The 14,996-nt window shown below is 44.2% G+C and carries 16 protein-coding genes; 7 read left to right on the forward strand and 9 right to left on the reverse strand.

Translation table 11 applies throughout. The annotated features are described in order from the left end of the window. Positions 1-18 precede the first annotated feature (18 nt). Genes AC23ME_RS13415 through treY form a run of 3 tightly spaced genes read left to right on the forward strand, consistent with a single transcriptional unit; the run spans position 19 to position 6,258 of the window. The gene (locus AC23ME_RS13415) at positions 19-408 is read left to right on the forward strand and encodes a hypothetical protein (protein WP_487728275.1); all 390 of its coding nucleotides are present in this window, start codon (positions 19-21) and stop codon (positions 406-408) included. An 11-nt stretch (positions 409-419) separates the two neighbouring features. Next, positions 420-2,258: a malto-oligosyltrehalose trehalohydrolase gene (gene treZ, locus AC23ME_RS13420; protein ID WP_487728276.1), complete on the forward strand. Its 1,839-nt coding sequence runs from the start codon at positions 420-422 to the stop codon at positions 2,256-2,258. Next, complete coding sequence (treY, locus tag AC23ME_RS13425) at positions 2,251-6,258, forward strand: malto-oligosyltrehalose synthase (protein ID WP_487728277.1); 4,008 nt, start codon at positions 2,251-2,253, stop codon at positions 6,256-6,258. The genes treZ and treY overlap by 8 nt, the downstream gene beginning before the upstream one ends. A 7-nt stretch (positions 6,259-6,265) precedes the next feature. Here treY and AC23ME_RS13430 read toward each other — a convergent pair whose 3' ends face one another. The 6 genes from AC23ME_RS13430 to AC23ME_RS13455 all read right to left on the reverse strand — a co-directional run bounded on the left by AC23ME_RS13430 (position 6,266) and on the right by AC23ME_RS13455 (position 9,375). Further along, positions 6,266-7,354, reverse strand: a complete 1,089-nt coding sequence (locus AC23ME_RS13430) for a mechanosensitive ion channel family protein (RefSeq protein ID WP_487728278.1) — start codon at positions 7,352-7,354, stop codon at positions 6,266-6,268. A 204-nt stretch (positions 7,355-7,558) separates the two neighbouring features. After that, complete coding sequence (locus AC23ME_RS13435) at positions 7,559-8,317, reverse strand: DUF72 domain-containing protein (RefSeq protein ID WP_487728279.1); 759 nt, start codon at positions 8,315-8,317, stop codon at positions 7,559-7,561. Between the two features lie 62 nt (positions 8,318-8,379). Next, positions 8,380-8,550 carry a hypothetical protein gene (locus AC23ME_RS13440; protein WP_487728280.1) on the reverse strand — a complete coding sequence of 57 codons (171 nt, stop codon included), beginning with the start codon at positions 8,548-8,550 and terminating at the stop codon, positions 8,380-8,382. A gap of 70 nt (positions 8,551-8,620) precedes the next feature. Continuing rightward, positions 8,621-8,830 (reverse strand): hypothetical protein, encoded by a 210-nt coding sequence (locus AC23ME_RS13445; protein ID WP_487728281.1) that lies wholly within the window; start codon positions 8,828-8,830, stop codon positions 8,621-8,623. A gap of 6 nt (positions 8,831-8,836) precedes the next feature. Further along, the gene (locus AC23ME_RS13450; protein WP_487728282.1) at positions 8,837-9,058 is read right to left on the reverse strand and encodes a hypothetical protein; all 222 of its coding nucleotides are present in this window, start codon (positions 9,056-9,058) and stop codon (positions 8,837-8,839) included. Between the two features lie 104 nt (positions 9,059-9,162). Continuing rightward, positions 9,163-9,375 carry a KTSC domain-containing protein gene (locus AC23ME_RS13455; protein ID WP_487728283.1) on the reverse strand — a complete coding sequence of 71 codons (213 nt, stop codon included), beginning with the start codon at positions 9,373-9,375 and terminating at the stop codon, positions 9,163-9,165. 142 nt (positions 9,376-9,517) lie between these two features. Between AC23ME_RS13455 and AC23ME_RS13460 the strand changes: the two genes are divergently transcribed. Further along, the gene (locus AC23ME_RS13460) at positions 9,518-9,688 is read left to right on the forward strand and encodes a hypothetical protein (RefSeq protein ID WP_487728284.1); all 171 of its coding nucleotides are present in this window, start codon (positions 9,518-9,520) and stop codon (positions 9,686-9,688) included. 82 nt (positions 9,689-9,770) lie between these two features. Here AC23ME_RS13460 and AC23ME_RS13465 read toward each other — a convergent pair whose 3' ends face one another. Then, the gene (locus AC23ME_RS13465; RefSeq protein ID WP_487728285.1) at positions 9,771-10,253 is read right to left on the reverse strand and encodes a hypothetical protein; all 483 of its coding nucleotides are present in this window, start codon (positions 10,251-10,253) and stop codon (positions 9,771-9,773) included. Between the two features lie 4 nt (positions 10,254-10,257). Continuing rightward, a complete protein-coding gene (locus tag AC23ME_RS13470) occupies positions 10,258-11,460 on the reverse strand; it encodes a zinc-dependent alcohol dehydrogenase (protein WP_487728286.1) in 1,203 nt (400 codons plus the stop codon). 201 nt (positions 11,461-11,661) lie between these two features. On the opposite strand from AC23ME_RS13470, the gene AC23ME_RS13475 reads away from it, so the two are divergent. The 3 genes from AC23ME_RS13475 (at position 11,662) to AC23ME_RS13485 (ending at position 14,088) form a co-directional block, all read left to right on the forward strand. After that, positions 11,662-11,907 (forward strand): hypothetical protein, encoded by a 246-nt coding sequence (locus AC23ME_RS13475; RefSeq protein ID WP_487728287.1) that lies wholly within the window; start codon positions 11,662-11,664, stop codon positions 11,905-11,907. A gap of 12 nt (positions 11,908-11,919) precedes the next feature. Beyond that, the gene (locus AC23ME_RS13480) at positions 11,920-12,855 is read left to right on the forward strand and encodes a manganese catalase family protein (protein WP_487728288.1); all 936 of its coding nucleotides are present in this window, start codon (positions 11,920-11,922) and stop codon (positions 12,853-12,855) included. Between the two features lie 114 nt (positions 12,856-12,969). Next, the gene (locus AC23ME_RS13485) at positions 12,970-14,088 is read left to right on the forward strand and encodes a PAS domain-containing sensor histidine kinase (RefSeq protein WP_487728289.1); all 1,119 of its coding nucleotides are present in this window, start codon (positions 12,970-12,972) and stop codon (positions 14,086-14,088) included. 123 nt (positions 14,089-14,211) lie between these two features. Here the strand turns inward: AC23ME_RS13485 and AC23ME_RS13490 are convergent, their stop codons facing one another. After that, on the reverse strand, positions 14,212-14,856 hold the full coding sequence (locus AC23ME_RS13490) for a response regulator (RefSeq protein WP_487728290.1): 645 nt from the start codon (positions 14,854-14,856) through the stop codon (positions 14,212-14,214). Positions 14,857-14,996: the final 140 nt, after the last annotated feature.

Consider the following 14,996-nt stretch of genomic DNA (forward strand, 5'->3'; position numbering starts at 1 on the left):
GAGATAGATGAAGAACTATTGGACTTTACCAAAAAGCTGATTGCCTTACGAGCAGAAAATGCAGTTTTCCGTAAACGTAAATGGTTCAGAGGTCAACCCAAACCCGAAACCGGACTACCCGACATTGCATGGTTTTTACCCTCGGGCCAAGAAATGGAAGAGATACATTGGGATGAAGATTTTGCAAAGTCACTAGCAGTTTACCTTTACGATCAAAATAATGCCTTCTACGTAATCTACAATGCACATGACGAAACTGTAGATTTCCGATTTCCTAATATTGAATGGGGCAAAACTTGGGAACTGGTCCTAAATACTGGACTAGATGACATACCCTCCAGCTATCAAAGTGGAGAAGAACTTAAGTTACAGGGCAGAACAGTGTTGATTTTAAAGACAAACATCTAAAAACGCATTACATGAACGTAAAAAAAAGAAACATAGGTCTAACGTTTGATGGCGCCCATGGCAATTTTAGGATCTGGGCGCCACAAGCCAAGCAAGTACAGCTATCAATCAAAAATAAAAACATCATCGACCTAAGCCCAAAAGATTTCGGTTGCTGGGAAGCAAATGACATTGCCAGTATCAAAGAAAACGACCAATATTGGGTTGTTTTGGATGGTAAACAGTTACCAGACCCAGCATCAGTGCACCAACCCGAAGGTGTACATGGTCCATCAGAAGCTGTTAGCCTTAATGGCATGTCAGTTGGCGACGATTGGCAGAACATCCCATTAAAGGATTACATTATTTACGAACTACATACGGGCACTTTTTCTGAAGGTGGAGATTTTGAAGGTATTGCGGAAAAACTTGACCATCTGACTGAATTGGGAATGACCGCAATCGAACTGATGCCTATTGCTGCTTTTGCCGGAGAAAGAAACTGGGGCTACGATGGAGTTTTTCCGTTTGCAGTACAAGCTTCCTATGGCGGGCCAAAAGCATTACAACAATTAGTGGCTTTGTGCCACAGCAAAGGTCTGGCGGTGATATTAGATGTAGTCTATAATCACGTTGGACCGGAAGGAAACTATCTGCACGAGTTCGGCCCGTACTTTACAGACAAATACCGCACACCTTGGGGCAAGGCTGTAAATTTCGATGACCGTAGCTCACATGGCGTACGTGAATACATTATTGAAAACGCCATCATGTGGTTCAGGGATTTTCATATCGACGCTTTAAGATTAGATGCCGTTCATGCCATTAAGGACAATAGCGCCTCACACATTCTTCAAGAAATTAGCAAACAGACTGATTTATTGAGCAAGCAAACGGGAAGAACCTATTACCTCATTGCAGAATGCGACCTGAACGATCCGAGATATATCAGTCCAGTGGCGCAAAATGGTCTGGGCATGCATGGTCAATGGGTAGATGAATTTCATCATGCCCTACGTGTAGCCGCCGGCGAACCTAAGGTGGGTTACTACTCAGATTTTGATGGCATTGCACATCTGGGAAAGGCTTATCAGGATGCCTATGTCTATACCGGAATGTATTCCAAAGAGCGGGACAATTTCTTTGGGAAAAGTGCGCATGGCCATCATGGATCCAAATTCACTGTGTTTTCGCAAAATCACGACCATATTGGCAACCGTATGCTTGGCGAACGTAGCAGCACGCTGTACAGTTTTGAAATGCAGAAATTATTGGCAGCTGCCGTGCTGACTGCACCATTTGTACCCATGTTGTTTATGGGAGAAGAATGGGCGGACCCCAACCCTTTCCTGTATTTTATTGACCACAGCGACCCGGATTTGATCGAAGCAGTACGTAAAGGTCGCAGGAAGGAATTTGCCGCCTCGCACATCGATGGACAGGCGCCAGATCCAAAAGCTGAAGACACTTTCCATCGTTCGAAATTGGATTGGAAACTAATGCAGCAGGCTCCACACGCCACGATGTTCCAATATTATAAACACCTCATAGCCTTACGTAAGCAGTACACCATGTTCCAAACTTCGAACCTTGACACTGTAAAAGCTCATGTATTCCAGGTAGAAAATAGTTTAATAATAGAACGCCGTTCCGCCCACGAAGACAGAAGTGTCCTATGTCTGTTAAATTTTTCCTCAAGCGTACAGCAATTGTCTATTCCCGCGCATTTGACCATCGACCAAAAGCTGTTGGATTCTGCCGAAGAAAAATGGCTTGGGCCTTCGACGTCTACCAATGCGCCAAACGAATGCTCATCGCACTTAACCATTCAACCCGAATCTTTTATTGCCTATACCACCTTCTATGATTGATCCGATTTCAACCTACCGTATACAATTTAATAAGGACTTTACCTTTAAAAATTTAAAGTCGATCATCCCCTATCTGCACGAGCTGGGCATTAAAACCATCTATGCTTCGCCCATCTACACGGCTGTTCCTGGTAGTAATCATGGTTACGATGTGACCGACCCAAATCAGATCAATCCGGAAATCGGCACTTTAGAAGAGTTGCGAGAGATTTCGACGGTCCTAAAGTCGAAAGAAATGTATTGGCTACAGGATATCGTACCCAACCACATGGGCTTCCATCAAGATAACGGATGGCTGATGGATGTATTGAAAAATGGTGAACAATCGGCTTATCGCCAACATTTCGACCTGATTACAGCTGATATGGAAAAAGATCCAATCATGGTGCCTTTTCTGGAAGATGATCTGGAGAAGGTCATTGACGGAAACGAATTGGAATTGGCAGAAAATGAAGGCAATTACTATCTTAAATATTACGATAGCTATTGGCCAATCAACCATAGGTACACAAATCCTAAAGACATCGATATCAAGGAAGTTGCCACAAACCAATATTATAGGTTGTGTAATTATCGGGAAACCAACAATAAAATCAACTACCGTAGTTTTTTTACCGTCAACAGTTTGATCTGTCTGAACATGCAGCTAAAACAGGTTTTTGACGACTATCATAAGTTGACCAAACAGTTATTGGATGAGGGAATTTTTCAAGGCTTAAGGATTGACCATGTAGATGGTCTGGCAGACCCAACTGCCTATTTACATCAGTTGCGAGAACTCTGTGGCGATGAGGTCTATATCGTGGTCGAGAAGATTTTGGAACCCGGAGAAGAACTTCCCAAAAACTGGCCAATCCAAGGTTCAACTGGGTACGATTATTTAGGCTTGGCCAACCAATTGTTTACCTGCATGGGTGCCAAAAAGGATTTTGGGCGTACTTACGAAATGTTTACGGGGAAGCAAGGCAATGTGGAGGAGCAAATTCTGGAAAAGAAAAAAGCTTTCCTTGAAAAGTATATGCAGGGCGAGCTCGAAAATCTCTACCAACTTACTCTAAAGCTATTGCCAGACAGCAGTAGACTACAGCAGCCATTAGTTATTAAAGAACTGATCGCTTCAATTTTAGTGGAATTGCCCGTGTACCGATTGTACACCAATGGTCCTAGTTTAGAAGGAAACCAAAAAGAAATCTTCAATGAAATTTTCGAAAAACTAGAAAAAGCAGGCAGGTTTAAAATTGTACTACCTGAGTTTAAAGCGCTTTTATTGGATATGGAGATAAAAGATGACAAGGGCATCTCCTACTTTAACCGTTTGATGCAATTTACGGGGCCGCTGATGGCTAAAGGTGTGGAAGATACCTTGATGTACACTTACCACAGATTTATTGGGAACAATGAAGTTGGCGATTCGCCAGTACATTTTGGAATGGATGTGCAGCAATTCCATCAACAAATCATAGATAGAGCCAAGCAATGGCCATTAGCCATGAACGCTTCTGCTACCCACGATACCAAACGTGCTGAAGATAGTCGCTCCCGACTTTCGGCACTTACAGCGTTTGCCAGCGAATGGACAGCAAATATCGCCCAATGGCGTACCATCAACCAAGCTTTAAGGACAGCAGAAATGCCTGATGAAAATGACGAATATTTCATCTATCAAACTTTGGTCGCTACGTGCCCCGAGCAAGGTCCAAACCAAGATAATTATCCAGAACGCTTACCGGCATATCTGGAAAAAGCACTCCGCGAGTCGAAACGACGCTCCAATTGGGATGAACCGGATGCGGCCTACGAAGAGGCTATGCAAAACTTTGTCAAAAAATTACTCGATACCAAAGGTAATTTTTGGAACAGCTTTCATCCATTTCTACAAAAAACAATCAATGTTGGCAAGCTTAATTCACTTTCGGCACTTGTACTGAAACATACACTGCCAGGCATTCCAGACACCTACCAGGGCACCGAGTTTTTTGACCTGAGCATGGTAGACCCCGATAACCGCAGACCTGTAGCTTACCAAGCTCGACACGAAAGCCTACAAGCGTTGAAAGATAGTGCATTGGCTAGTTCGCTACATTCAGAAACAACCAGCGATAACGACAAACTTCAATTGTTGCAAAAATTACTACGATTGAGGCAACAGCATCCTGAGTTATTTAACAAAGGCGATTACCAAGCTTTGGCGATTAGTGGCAACGAAACTTCGGAAGTTATTGCCTACACTAGGCGTTATCACAACCAATGGTTATTGGTGGTAGTACCAATTTTTAAGTTTAATAAAACGGCTTCCAAAGCGCCGATAAAGCAATTCAATTCGCGTGAAATCAGTTTAACCCTGCCAATAGAGCTTACCCAAGCAAATGTAGTGGTGACGAACATGCTAAATGCCCAAACTTCCCAAAACCTTGAAATAGACCAGGAAGGAAAAATCGGTTTAGATAAACTTTTGGACGGACTTCCTTTTGCAATTTACCATATCGATCTTCCCCAGAAAAAACGCAGTGCGGGCATACTGATGCACCTCACCTCTCTACCGACTGCCTATGGTATTGGTGATCTTGGCCCATCGGCGCACCGTTTTCTCGACTTTTTAGCTGACGCAAAAATGAAGCATTGGCAAGTGCTACCGATGAACCCTGTTAGTGCGAACCAATCTTTTTCACCTTATAGTTCTACTTCGGCAATGGCGGGAAATGTGTTGCTCATCAGTCCTGAAGAACTGGCTAATTGGGGATTGCTTAGCAAGGAAGAACTTGGTTCCCATCAGCTGAAAAAAGAGAAAAAAGTAGCTTACGAAAAAGCCGGACAGATCAAAACCATATTGCTAAAAAAAGCTTATCAAAACTGGACCACCCTACCTTCAACAATTTCAAAAGATGAATTTGAGGGATTTTGCAGCAAACAGCATGATTGGCTAGATGATTACACTTTATTCGTTCTCATCAGTCAATTGGAAAATGGCAAACCATGGCACCAATGGCCAACAGCTTTAAAACAACGCCAAAAGAAAGCTTTACAGCATATCACTCAAGAACACCACTCAGATTTAAGGGAGCTGAAATGGCAGCAATTTGTGTTTTTCAGGCAATGGAACGCCCTAAAACAAAGAGCCTATATACATGGCATCGAAGTGATTGGCGATATCCCATTTTATTGTGCGCACAATTCGGCAGATGTATGGGCAAACCCAAAACTTTTTGCCCTAGATAAAAACGGGGGTGTATTGGGTATGGCAGGTGTACCACCCGATTATTTTAATGCAGATGGCCAACTTTGGGGCATGCCAGTGTATAACTGGAAAGCAATGGCCAAACAAAACTTTGATTGGTGGAAGAAACGCATGGCAATGAACCTTGCACTTTACGATAAGGTAAGATTGGACCACTTCCGAGCTTTTGATGAATATTGGGAAGTACCAGCAGGTAGTAAAACTGCCAAAAAGGGAACATGGAAAGCTGGACCGAAAAAAGCCTTCTTTGAAGCGATAGAAAAATCACTAGGTAAACTGCCCTTGATCGCGGAAGACCTGGGAGAGATCACGGAAGAGGTTTACCAACTAAGAGATGATTTGGAGTTGTCTGGAATGAAGGTGTTGCAATTCGCATTTGGAAAAGATATGGCACAATCCGTACATATTCCACATCAATATCAAAACCCAAACTGTATTGTTTACACCGGTACGCACGACAACAATACGACCAGAGGTTGGTTCGAAGAAGATACAGATGAAGCAACCAAAGCAAGAATTGACAGTTACCTAGGAACTAAAGTGAACGATAAAACCATTGCCCAACATCTAATTAGGCTAGCATTAGCTTCAACCGCAGCTATAGCAATGATCCCTATACAAGACCTCCTCAACCAAGGTGCTGAAGACCGGATGAACATACCAGCGTCAGTGGTTGGAAATTGGACATGGAAACTCGAAAATGAGTTATTTTATAATGAATTAGCCGAATACATGGCGATACAGCTCAGGGCCTATGATAGATAAACTGGCCCTATTTTTTTGTCTGGAGCAATGGCTCATCTGAGCCCTGCAAGACAACCCTCGTCTTGGGCAATCCCTGGCCATCTGCTCCGATATATTTTAGTAAGTGCTCCCTAACATAACATCGCAGGTCGAAGGCCTCCGACGAATTCCTGGCACTTACCAAGGCCCTCAGCTCTACCACGGTTTCCCTGATATCCGTAACCTGGAGTAGGCCCACACGTCCGTCCCACAAGCTCGACGCCACTAACAGCCGCTCCAATTCGGTTCTCAGCCCATCCACGGAAAAGGTGGGATCCACATAAATAAACGCCGTACCCAATATCTCTGAAGTATTCCGGGTCCAGTTCTGAAAAGGCTTCTCGATAAAATAGTTGACAGGCAGGATCAGTCGGCGCTGGTCCCAGATATTCAGCACCACGTAGGTTAGGGTAATTTCTTCGACCCTGCCCCATTCCCCTTCTACCACCAACACATCATCTATACGTATGGGTTGTGTAAAGGCGATCTGTAGGCCGGCCAAGAAATTGCCCAGGGATTTCTGAGCAGCAAATCCAAGTATAACTCCTCCGATCCCTACCCCGGTCAGCAGACCTGCACCAATCTTGCGCACCCCGTCGAAGCTGAGCAAAATGATGGAAATGGCGACGAGCACGACCAGGGAGATGGCCACCTTCCTGACAAACTGCAGCTGGGTCCTGATTTTACGTTCCTTAAGGTTATCGGACTTGTCCAGGCTATAGGTGTTATATACAAAATCCTCAAAGACCCTGATGGTTCTGATCAACAGGTAGGCAAAGGCAATCACCAATAGCATATCCACTATCCTCTCCTGGGTACGCAGCCATGTCCTTTCCATATTCAAATAAGGGAGTGATGCCTTGATAAAGAAAAGTGGCAACAGAAAATTGAGCGGTCCGCCCAAGTGCCGTAGTACAGAAAACAACATCGAATAACCAGTCGCAGGAGCGCTCCTTTTCAACACCAGGGTCAAAACCCATTTGAACAAAAGTGAGGCAAGGGTAATGACGGCAAATAGCAATATATATTCTGCCCATTCGGGCAGCCAACTATCTAGTGATTGGATAGAATACTTCATAGCAGGCAATCGGTGAGTTAAGTCAAACTATATTTATTTATCAGCCCACATCATCTCATCCGTAGGCAACATTAATCCTGTCATTAGATAAGGAAATCCAAAGGTTAATGTTTTAACAGATTCATTTTTTTAGAGTCTAATTATGCATAGAAGTAATTCTATAGGTCAAGGCAAAGGTTGCAGACGAGCTGATATATAATACAGTTAGCGTATTTCCATGACAACCTCTCTCATCCGTTCCAGATTGGCATTTGCACTTCCCATGGTATTGTTAAAATATACGTACACAGCCTTATTTTCAGAAAGCCATTGTGATACATAACCAGCATACTCATGAAGCATGCCATCATCATAGCTACCGCGGTAATTCCCATCGGGGCCATGCATTCTGAGGTAAGAAAAATCCGGATGTGTGTCTACCATGGGCGGAGCACCCAACTTATCGTGTAGGACCATGCCCATGTGGTACTCTTTCAACAGCCCAGACAATTCAGTTGTATACAAGCTTTGGTGGCGAAATTCCAATGCGATGTGCCATTTCTGTTCGATATCCCTTTCCCGCAATGCCCTCATCAGCATTTCCAGCTGTCGCAACTGGCCGATCCTGATACTGGAGGGAAACTGTACCAAAAGACATCCAGCTTTCTGCCCCACTGCCGAAACGGCGGCCATGAACTGATCGAGTACCGCTGGGCTGAAGGCAAGAGCCTTATGGTGTGTAATCTCCCGGAAAACCTTAAAGGTAAACTTAAAATCCTCTGGGACTTCGGCAGCCCATTTGGCTATAGTAGTAGGCTGTGGTATCTTATAAAAGCTGCTATTGACCTCGATCGAGTTCATCAGTGAGGAATAGTAGCATAGACGTGAACGTCCCTGGAACGCTGGGGGATAATGCAGCTTATTGGGTACAGGGAGTAGAAGCCCGCTGGTACCAAAATAACAATTGCTTAATTTATTTTCCATGATCCTTTAGCTACCGGAAGAACACCGTTGGGCACAGAATGTTCGCGAAGCTTGCTGCTTTATTAGTTAACATCTAACAACCTGTATTTGACCAGCTCAAAAAACGCAACTGCATCGACTTCATCTTTGAACGAACGTTTTTCCACCGCGTCCATTTTTTCTCCAACTTTCTGGGGCGGAATATGTTCCAGCCCTACTTCATCCATGTTCTCCATATTAAACCTATGATCCATGCTCCATACCTAAGGGTATATTCCTAAATAAAAAGCACCTAAGTTCTACCTTTGCTTCTTGTAAGGGGTTTTACCCCTTCCTATCTTCGTTTTGTTTATCTTGGTCTTTATCAATACTGGGTGCTCCATCCCTATCCTTATCCGCATCGCTCCCCACCATTTCAGACTCTGCATCATCTCCCTTTTGCTGATGTTCCTTGTCGATAAGCCCAGTAGCTGGCCGGTCTTGTTGCTGAGAAGAGCCTTGCCCTTCCCGCTTGCTATCGTGATGATTACCCATATTATTTTACGGATTTGGAGCACTATTTCCGTTACCATCTGACGTAGCTGGACTGTTGCGGTACATCGTATCCCGTCCAGCAGTATCTGCCACGCCGGTAGTATCCATATCCATGAAGCTCGTATCCGGGCCCGCACTGTCGTTCATTTGCTCCCGTTTGTTTTCTGAACTGCAACCCACGACAAAAAGGCCGAGCGTAATTGCACCTATGATTATTGATCTTTTCATCTTTTCTTATTTTATTGTGAAATTGATTGTATGTTTAATGCCACTAGGGCAAGAAATGTTCTAATTAACTCGAAATCAGGTATTTTATTTATTCTTAAGCGTAATTAACCCGACCTACCGCTAATTAAGCTTTTGCCCTTAAAAAGTTTCTTGATTTTACGATTGAGATAATTCCCCTTAGAAATACATGCCTTAAATTCTTTATAGATCTTTTGTGGCACCTGTTCATATACATAAGCATCTCCTGAAAGAAACACAATAGTCAATGCTTCTTTTTCATCATCATAAGCAATATGGGCAACCACGGAAGATGGCATAATAATATAAGCTGGAAAATAACGTCTGAATTAGGCCCGATTTATACGGACTGCCTACGTACGCTCCCAAATAACTACCTGTTCTGATAAAAATCCGATAAAGCCCATACATATTCACTACATTTGGGTAAACCCAGTTGATATGGAAAACACGGACAAGAACAAAGCAGCAGTGGACAGCTTAATGGAAAAGTCTAAAATTTTAAGGGCAAAGTCGAAAGAAACAGGGGACAAGTTAAATGCATTAAAGGAGAAGGCAGACGAGTTCATTCATTTAGAGGATAAAGATCCCAAACAGGAGGAAAAAATTTAACCTCTTTGATTAGTGACAACCCGACTGTAAGTTCAACCTGCCATTTTAAAACCAGCCCCTGCCTTCATCCCGATTCAATTACTTACTTTTTCTTTCTGAGCAATAGGTACAGCGTGAAGCCAAAGGCGGCGACAGTGGCTAATTTTACCGCAATGCCTTTCGGATTATGCTTCAATTCCATCTTTAATCCCCCTTCTGCGAAAAAGTTGGGAAAGTAGCCCCTACGGAAATCATCTATAAGCCCCTCTACCATATTGACCCTGTCGGCAAAAACCATTGGCAGCCAATGGCGGTACCTATCCTCACTATGTTTAAATGCATAGCGGCGGATTACCCCACTTAAACCGGAAGGGGGAACCGAATTTCCAAATACCGCACTAATACGTGGCCGTTCATTGGACATTAAAATCTCCACATCTTTTGGTTGTGGCGCAGAACGTTTGTAATCCGACCGATGGTGATCATCCCCTGTATAATTTTTCATCGGATAAGTCGGCTCGTTTTCCGGATCGGCATCCATGCCCCAGCCAGGAATTTCTTTATAATTGTTATTTTGTTTTTTCATGACTTTAGGGTTTTGCCGATGGAATCAGCACGGTTTTAATACAATTATCCAATTTTGATGAGAAAATCCGATAAGCATCGGCTACTTCCTCTAGTGGAACTCGATGCGTAATAAGTGCCTTGGGATTGAGTCGCCCCTCCTGGACATGGGCGATGAGCTTCGGCAGTAACCTCTTGACAGAAGCCTGGTTTGCCCTAATGGTGATGCCCTTATTTAGCACATTACCAATTGGAATAAGATTAAACGGCGGGCCGTAAACGCCAACGATTGAAACGATACCTCCCTTTTTAACGGAGTTGATAGCCCACTGCAATGCTGTACCCGTGCCCGCCTGCATCATGGTTACTTTTCCACTTAAAGTCTGGAGCGTATTTCCCTCAGCTTCGCAACCTACGCAGTCTATACAGACATCCGCCCCGTACCAGTCCGTCGCCTTTTTCAGGAAGACCACTGGATCTTCCATATCCCTGAAATTGTAAGCTTCACAATAGGCGTAATTCTTGGCAAACTCCAGTCTGTAATCTACATGATCAATGATGATTACCCTGGAAGGGCCGAAGAACCAGGCACATCTGGCCGCCATGATCCCAATCGGACCAGCACCAAAGACCACTACCGTATCACCCTGTTTAATCCCTCCCATTTCTGCCGCCTGGTAGCCCGTAGGTACCACATCAGTCAGTAGAACGGCGTCATCCGGGTCCATATCGGGCGGGATAACAGTTGGCCCCACATCCGCATAAGGTACCCTAACATATTCAGCCTGCCCTCCGTCGTAACCGCCGGCAGTATGGGAGTAACCAAATATTCCGCCTACTGCAGTGGCCATGGGATTTGATTCATGACAATTTCCAAATAGGCCCTGCTTGCAAAAATTACATTTGCCACAGGCAATATTGAACGGTACCAGTATCTGGTCGCCAACCTTCAGCTTTTGCACCAGTGGCCCAACTTCGGCCACAACACCTACAAATTCATGTCCGAAAGTTGACCCGACCCTGGTATCTGGGACCATGCCGTGGTATAAATGGAGGTCGGACCCACAGATACACGTACGGGTCACCCTTACGATCGCATCCTCAGGATGCAGGATCTTGGGCATTGGCTTTTCTACCGTGCGGACCCTGTATGGCCCGCGATAATCCATTGCTAGCATATTGATTTCTTTTAATGGTGAGGTGTTGCCATCAGGGCAACCCTCATTCATACAACCGCTATGCGATTTTGTTTACCTAACTACGGCAGTTTTGGAAAAACAGGCAAAGCACGCAAACTATGGACAGTAGTTGACCTGTAAGTGAGTATAGGACGCAAATAACGTAAGCCAATACCTCTTTTCCCGAAAAGTTAAACAATGCCATACCGCACACGCTTATAGGTACATAGTTATAGACTTAAAATCAAAATTATGGAAACAGCAAACGATTCCCAAGAGGGAAATTTGACCAAGGAGATTGAAAACCAGACCTCCAAACTGCCCTCTGATGCCTACCTGATAGCCGCGATTGCTGCAATGGGCGTCTCAATGACCTTAAAATGCATTGGAAAAAAACATTTGGCGCTTTTTATTGGCCAATGGGCCGCACCATTTCTATTATTTGGCGTATACAACAAAATTGTAAAAACGCAGGGACACGATCAATTTGACCAATAAACCTATATCATTATGTTTTACCACGTAAAAGATTTACAATACAACGCCAGGGTCTCTAGGCCAGACCCTCGTTTTGCCAACATCCTACTAGAGCAATTTGGTGGAGAAAATGGCGAGCTGGCCGCGGCCATGCAATATTTCACCCAAGCTTTCGGCGCAAAAATGCCGCATCCCGATAAATACGACATGCTGATGGACATTGCAACGGAGGAATTTAGCCATCTGGAGATTGTCGGTGCCACCATCCAGATGTTGCTTAAAGGTGTAAACGGCGAACTGAAAGACGCCGCTGACCAATCAGAGATCATGCAGGCCATGGACGGCAGCGATGCAAGGGAGTCACTTATCCACCAAGCGTTGGATGCCAATCCACATTTTGATATCCTAAGCAGCGGTGGACCTAGGCTTAGCAATAGTCAGGGCATTCCATGGTGCGCATCCTACATCCATTCCAATGGAGACCTTACTGTAGACTTAAGGAGCAACCTGGCTTCGGAATCACGTGCCAAATTAGTATACGAGCATTTAATGAAGTTTACGGACGATCCCTATGTAAAGGATACGCTTGCTTTCCTGATGACCAGGGAGATTGCCCACTACAAGATGTTCGAAGCGGCACTGTCCACCATCGCACCAAATTTCCCTCCAGGGGTATTACAGCCCGACCCCAGGTTTACCCAACAATATTTTAACATGTCGCCATCTGAAGGTGTAAAAGGTCCATGGAACGAAGGTGAAATGCCAGGCATGGGCAAGGATTGGGAATTCATTCCAGATCCGATTGCCTATGTTCGTGATACCCAGGGTCAGACAGATTTACCTGACCCCAAGCAGGGGGAATTAGCGCAAACAAAGGAACTGGATTTGAAAATGAGCAAGCTTAAAAGCGAAGAGGTAATTGCCGCTGAACCAAAAGGTGAATCCCAATGGAGTAATTATAAACTCTAGTGATCAGAATTACAGCCATGGTAGTAGCCACTATGGCTGTTAAAATTAAAGTAACTGTATAAACACGCACTATTTTTTGTTAGTTAACGAGCACATCTACCCATCTCCTGTCATATGAACGAAAAATCCGACCAAAATAAGCGACTACTGAACGATCCGGCACTCATCCAGGGCATTGCAGATGCAGCTCCCGGAATGCTATATGTGATTGACCTTCGCGGGATGAAAATGGTTTATGCCAATCAAAAAGTACTCTCGCTATTTGGTAAGACCCTGCAAGAACTTGGCGACCTGGGGGCCAAGCTTTTTGACGAATTTGTATTCCCGCAAGACCGGGCACAATTCGATCGGCACATCTCCGAACTGCTTGCCGCTCCTCATGGAGAAGTAAAAGAATTAACTTTCAGGTTATTGGATGCAAAAAAAATCCCTACCTGGGTACGCACCCGCAGGACCGTCTATAAGCGGACACCAAAAGGTATCCCCACCCACGTCATCAGTGTTTCCCAGGACATTTCCAAAGAGATGGCACTGCAGCAAATAAAACAAGAGCTGGAGGAGGAAAAGAGACGTTCGAAGGAAGAGGCACAGCTAGAAATATTTAAGGCGATTTTAGCTACGCAAGAAGAAGAAAGGCGTAGAATGTCTGAAAGTCTGCACAACGGGCTGGGACAATTGCTCTACGGGATAAAACTAAATCTATCAAGGTTGACCCTGGACACTCCCGATACTTTTTTGCAGACACTCAGTTATACACAAGATTTACTAGAACAGGGAATCAAAGAAACCAAAAGAATTTCCCATGAGCTCATGCCCACCGTACTGGAAGATTTTGGCGTTAGGGCGGCTATCGAAGATGTCTGTCAGAAAGTAGATAGTAAAATCTCTTTTTCATTAGACTTTAATGGTCTGGAACTGCTCGTTCCAAAGTACATTGAATTAGCCATGTTCCGCATCATCCAGGAATTAGTGCACAACATGGACAAGCATTCACAGGCCAGTGCCTGTAGGATATCACTAAAGATAAAGGAGCATGAAATCAGCATCCAGGTGGCCGATAATGGCATCGGATTTGACCCAAAAGGTGAGCATCATGGAATTGGTCTCAAGTCTATCAGCAATAAAGTAGCTCTACTAAAGGGCCAAATATCCATCGCAAGTGGAAAAGATGGGACAGAAATCAAAATAGCTATTCCACATCCCAATTTCATAGATGGAAATTTCCAATACTAAATGCCATATTTCCGATAAAAACTATTTTAATGTGGACATATCGCTTAGCTTTATCTGCCCTACCTTTCTGAGTTTGTTAAGAACACCGAGGTAGTTGCTGCCACTGGTAATACCTGAATAAAGTTATTGGACATATCCGTGCTGTACCCCATAGCGTATCAATGCAGCAGAGTTCCTACAACCGGTTTTATCCAACAGACTTTGTCGGTGCCCCTCAATGGTACGTTTACTCAGAAAAAGCTTATCCGACATCTCCAAGTTGGTCATTCCTTCAGCGATAAACTGTAGTATTTCAAGTTCACGCAACGAAAACTCCATTTCATCTTTCAGCGCTATCAGATGCAGCTTGCCCTGCGCCAAACGATCTATCTGAAACATGGTTAATGCAGTGCAAAGATATCGATCGCCCTTACTGATAAGTTTTATCGCAAAAATCAGTTCTTCAGCACTGGTGTTCTTTAAAAGATAGCCATCTCCACCCATTTTGAATACTTCGATCACGTACTTTTCATGATCGTGCATGGACAGCATGATCACTTTGACCTTTGGATAGCTGCCCTTTATCTCCCTGAGCAGTTCCATCCCGTCCATTTCTGGCATGTTAATGTCCGTAATCACCATATCCACATCGGTATCTACGAGCAGTTCTAAAACACCTACGCCGTTAACGGCCTCGCCCACTACCGTGATCTCCTCATCGGATTCAAGGAGCAATTTTATGCCGTTCCTAACAATGTGATGGTCCTCAGCCAATAAAATACGTATCATTTTCGCTTTGATTTAATATAGTTGATGTGGTACGGATTAGTAACAGCTAAATCGGTTGAAAGTTACAGGCGACCAAAAAACAAGTATTGGGCGTGCCAGTAACGCAAAAACATGCCCAGTTACATGTACCGAAGCATTTG

It is taken from the genome of Pedobacter sp. T50_32 (assembly GCF_057652195.1).